Source organism: Aeromicrobium sp., from assembly GCF_036676885.1.
Lineage (GTDB): Bacteria > Actinomycetota > Actinomycetes > Propionibacteriales > Nocardioidaceae > Aeromicrobium.
Genome location: NZ_JAKFCB010000005.1, coordinates 1 through 4,115, shown reverse-complemented (window position 1 = coordinate 4,115; position 4,115 = coordinate 1). Strand labels below are relative to the sequence as shown.

At 69.9% G+C, this 4,115-nt stretch carries 6 protein-coding genes and 1 pseudogene; 4 read left to right on the top strand and 3 right to left on the bottom strand.

Going from position 1 to position 4,115, the window contains the following annotated elements; all coding sequences use genetic code 11:
• The 3 genes from V6M46_RS00240 to V6M46_RS00230 form a co-directional block, all read right to left on the bottom strand.
• Nucleotides 1-824, bottom strand: an 824-nt coding sequence (locus V6M46_RS00240; RefSeq protein ID WP_332661669.1) for a phytoene desaturase family protein, incomplete at its 3' end; no start/stop codon positions are given.
• 40 nt (nt 825-864) lie between these two features.
• On the bottom strand, nt 865-1,512 hold the full coding sequence (locus V6M46_RS00235) for an arsenate reductase ArsC (protein WP_332661668.1): 648 nt from the start codon (nt 1,510-1,512) through the stop codon (nt 865-867).
• Between the two features lie 13 nt (nt 1,513-1,525).
• Nucleotides 1,526-2,137: an arsenate reductase/protein-tyrosine-phosphatase family protein gene (locus V6M46_RS00230; protein WP_332661667.1), complete on the bottom strand. Its 612-nt coding sequence runs from the start codon at nt 2,135-2,137 to the stop codon at nt 1,526-1,528.
• A gap of 105 nt (nt 2,138-2,242) precedes the next feature.
• Here V6M46_RS00230 and V6M46_RS00225 point away from each other — a divergent pair, with 105 nt between their 5' ends.
• From V6M46_RS00225 to V6M46_RS00210, 4 genes and pseudogenes are all read left to right on the top strand, one after another.
• Nucleotides 2,243-2,992 (top strand): MIP/aquaporin family protein, encoded by a 750-nt coding sequence (locus V6M46_RS00225; protein WP_332661666.1) that lies wholly within the window; start codon nt 2,243-2,245, stop codon nt 2,990-2,992.
• Entirely contained in the window at nt 2,985-3,395 is a 411-nt protein-coding gene (locus V6M46_RS00220) for an arsenate reductase ArsC (protein ID WP_332661665.1), read from the top strand. The genes V6M46_RS00225 and V6M46_RS00220 overlap by 8 nt, the downstream gene beginning before the upstream one ends.
• A gap of 45 nt (nt 3,396-3,440) precedes the next feature.
• Complete coding sequence (locus V6M46_RS00215) at nt 3,441-3,803, top strand: ArsR/SmtB family transcription factor (protein ID WP_332661664.1); 363 nt, start codon at nt 3,441-3,443, stop codon at nt 3,801-3,803.
• A pseudogene (locus V6M46_RS00210) lies at nt 3,796-4,115 on the top strand (hypothetical protein); the annotation flags it as partial. The gene V6M46_RS00215 and the pseudogene V6M46_RS00210, both read left to right, overlap by 8 nt.

Here is a 4,115-nt window from a genome sequence, read left to right as displayed (position 1 = left end):
GCCCGGGAGACCCGCTCCGGCATGCGGTCGCCGATGATCGCGGCCGCAGCACGTGGTGACGTGTCGAGCATGACGATGTCGGCCGGGCCGATCCGGTCGAGCGAGTCCACCCTGACGCCGGTCTCGAACGTCACGCCCTGCCCGGTCGCCAGCTCGATGACCGCTCGGGTGATCTCGCCGGTGCCGCCCTCGGCGACCGGCCAGCCCAGGGCGTGAGCGGATGCGCCGAGCGCCACGGGGATCGACGAGGACAGGACTCCGGAGAACGGCCGGAACGTGTGCGCCGCCGCGCCCGCGAACAGCCCTCTGGCCTCGGGGGTCTCCCAACGCCGAGCCAGCACCGGGACGGGCAGTGCGGCGTACGCGCCGAACCTCGCGAGCTGGATCGGATGCGCGGGCAGGCGAACGACCGGCTGGAGGATGTCGTCGGTGAGCGTGCCGAACCGTTCGGCCAGCGGCCCGAACAGGCGCTTCCAGGACCGACCATCCGCCCCGAGGCCGGTCGCCGTGGTGTCGACCGACCGCCACACCGCGGCGCCGCGGCCGTCGTCCAGCGGGTGGCTGAACTGCACCTCGGGCCAGCGCCACACCAGGCCGGCGGCCGCGAGGTCGAACTCCTTGGCGAATGCCGAGCCGACCGCGAGCGGATGGATCGCCGAGCAGTCATCGTGCACCAGGCCGGACAGCGTGAGCTCGCTGGACCGGGCACCGCCGCCGAGCCGGTCCGCCGCTTCCAGGACCGTGACGTCGACGCCTGCCGCGGCGAGGGTGAGGGCGGCGGCGAGGCCGTTGGGACCACTACCGACGACGGTGGCTGTCGTCACGCAGCCAGTATGCCGCTCGCGATCGTGGCGTGTACGACGCTCAGCCGCGAGACGGGACCCCGAGGTCCGCGATGAGCTCGAGCACCTTCCGCTCGATCTCGTCGCGGATCGGGCGCACGGCGTGCAGGTCGAGCCCGGCGGGATCGTCGAGCTCCCAGTCCTCGTACCGCTTGCCGGGGAAGTAGGGGCACTCATCGCCGCATCCCATCGTCACCACGACGTCGGCGGCCTTGAGAACCTCGGTGGTCCATGGCTTGGGGAACTCCGTCGAGATGTCGATGCCCCGTTCGAGCATCGCGTCGATCGCGGCTGTGTTGATGGACTCGGCGGGATGGGAGCCCCCGGACCACGCAATCGCTGCGTCGCCCGCGTGATGCGCGAAGAATCCGAGCGCCATCTGGGACCGTCCGGAGTTGTGCGTGCAGAGGAACAGGACGACCGGCGTCCCGTCGCGATGCCGACCCTCGACGCGGGCGAGCGCGGTGAGGCGCTGTCGGGCGAACCTCCCAGCCAGCAGCGGGAGGTAGTTGGCGTCCTTCGCGTGGCCGGCCAGCTCCGCGTACGAGTGGTCGAGGAACGTCTTGATCGTCTCGTCGTCGAAGGTCGGGCCGAAGTCGGAGGTGAGGGAGCGGAGGACGGACGCGAGGGCCGCCTCCTGGTCCAGCGCGATCGGAGTGGCGGCGTTCATGTCGGTGTTCCCTTCAGGAGGCGAGCAGGCGGGGTGCGAGGTTGGTGACGCGCCGCTCGATCTCGGCGTATGCGAGGTCGAACGCGGCGTCGTCGCCCTGGGTGACGGGGTCCGGAACGGACCAGTGGAGGTCGACGGTCGAGCCGAGCTCCTCGTAGGCGTTGTCGCAGACCGCGATGACGAAGTCGTCATCGGCGGTGACATCGGAGAACATGCGGGGTTTCGCCGAGACGAGCTTCAGCGAGCGCCGGTGGGCCACGGCCCGGGCGCCGTCGGCGACGTGTTCGGCCGGCCGGGTGCCGGCAGACGCGACCGGCACATCGCTCGTACGGCGCCACAGTGCCGCGGCGAGCTGCGATCGTGCCGAGTTGGCCGAACAGACGAACAGGACCCGGCCCACGCGTACTTCCTCGGCCCGCTCCTGCTCGACGAGGGACGAGTCGAGGAGCGTCAGGTACGTACGCCGGCGATCACCCTCGGAGCGGCGACGGGTCACGAGGCCGGCGTCCTCGAGCACCTTGAGGTGATGGGCGAGGAGATTGGACGGCAGTCCGACGATGGCCTGGAGCTCGCTGGGCGAGCGGTCCCCGAGCGCGAGCTCCTCGACCACCGCAAGGCGCGCCACGTCGGCGAGGGCGGCGTGCCGTGCCGCTCGCGCTTCAAGACTTGATCGCTCAGTAATCATTGAGTCGAGTTTGACTGAGTGATCCGTTGACGTCAAGATGTGACTGTGACGAATCCCGACACCGCCCCTCCGGCCATCGCTCCGCAGCCGTTGGGCCGGCGACTGCTCGCCGAGTTCCTCGGCACCGGGCTCCTCGTCACCGTCGTGGTGGGTTCGGGCATTGCCGCAGCCGAGCTCTCCCCGGACGACATCGGCCTGCAGCTCCTCGAGAACAGCATGGCGACGGTGTTCGGGCTCGCGGTCCTGATTCTCATGCTCGGGCCGGTCTCCGGCGCGCACTTCAATCCCGTGGTCACGGTGGCGGACTGGTTCCTGTCCCGCCGCGATCCCGAGGGCTTCTCGGCGGGTCACATCGCGCCGTACGTCGCCGCGCAGGGTGCAGGTGCCATCGCGGGCGCTCTGCTGGCCAACGCGATGTTCGACGTCGGCACGACGCTTTCCGAGCACGAGCGCGCCAGCGGCGGACACCTGCTCGGTGAGGTCGTGGCAACGGCCGGCCTGATCCTGCTGATCTTCGCCCTGGTGCGGTCCGATCGCACCGCTGTGGTCGCGCCGGCGGTCGGTGCCTACATCGGGGCGGCGTACTGGTTCACCAGCTCGACATCATTTGCCAACCCCGCCGTCTCCCTCGGTCGAGCGTTCTCGGACACGTTCGCCGGCATCGCGCCGAGCTCGGTCCCGGCGTTCGTCCTCGCTCAGATCGTCGGAGGGGCGATCGGCGTCGTCCTGGTTCTCACGCTCTACCCCTCGCAGGCGGTCACGCCGCACACCCATCAAGGAGAGTCCCATGTCTGATCGCCCCACCGTGCTGTTCGTCTGCGTCCACAACGCCGGCCGCTCCCAGATGGCGGCGGGCTTCCTGCAGGCGCTCGGAAAGGGCCGGATCGACGTACGTTCGGCCGGATCGATGCCGGGCGATGCGATCAACCCCGTCGCGGTCGAGGCCATGGCCGAGGTCGGCGTCGACATCGCCGGTGAGCAGCCCAAGAAGCTGACCGACGACGCGGTCGTCGCCTCCGACGTCGTCATCACGATGGGCTGCGGCGACGAGTGCCCGTACTTCCCCGGCAAGCGTTATGAGGACTGGGTCCTCGACGACCCGGCCGGCCAGGGCATCGAGTCGGTCCGCCCGATCCGGGACGAGATCAAGGCCCGCGTCGAGCGGCTGATCGAGTCGCTCGAGCCCGAGCTGAGCTGATCCTCCGAGCTCGCCAGCGACGACCAGGCGTAGTACCATCGCCGAATGGCGATGATATTGGACGAATCGGATGCTGCGGTCGACCCGTTGGAGGCAGCCTCTTGCCTGTTCCACGGGTTCAGCGATTCGTCCCGGCTTCGCATCCTCCAGCACCTCCTGCTGGGCGAGCACCGTGTCGTCGAGCTGACCGAGCACCTCGGCCTGGCGCAGTCCACGGTCTCCAAGCACCTCGCGTGCCTCCGGGACTGCGGCCTCGTGACGTCGCGTCCGGTTGGCCGGGCGTCGATGTTCAGCGTCACGCATCCCGAGGCGACGACGCAGCTGCTGGCCGCGGCCGAGCGGCTCCTCGACGTCACGGGCTACGCCGTCACGCTGTGCCCCAACCACGGACTGGATGCTCATGCCTGAGCACATCACGCTGGTCGACCGGGCTGCCCTCGGCCGCCGGGCCAGGCTGCTGGCCGTGCTGTCGGTGACCTACAACCTGATCGAAGGGGTCATCGCGATCGCCGCCGGCATCGCGGCGAGCTCGGTCGCCCTCGTCGGATTCGGCCTCGACTCCGCCGTCGAGGTCTCGAGTGGCTTGATCATCCTGTGGCAGTTCTCCCACCGGATCCCCGAGTCCCGCGAGCGCCAGGCGCTCCGGCTGCTCGCGGTCTCGTTCTTCGCCCTGGCGGCGTACGTCGGGTTCGAGTCGGCACGAGCTCTGCTCACCGGCGC

Excerpts from the sequence above, each read along its gene's own strand:
- V6M46_RS00215 (WP_332661664.1), top strand. The coding sequence starts at position 3,441 with ATGGCGATGATATTGGACGAATCGGATGCTGCGGTCGACCCGTTGGAG.
- V6M46_RS00220 (WP_332661665.1), top strand. The coding sequence starts at position 2,985 with ATGTCTGATCGCCCCACCGTGCTGTTCGTCTGCGTCCACAACGCCGGC.
- V6M46_RS00235 (WP_332661668.1), bottom strand. The coding sequence starts at position 1,512 with ATGAACGCCGCCACTCCGATCGCGCTGGACCAGGAGGCGGCCCTCGCG.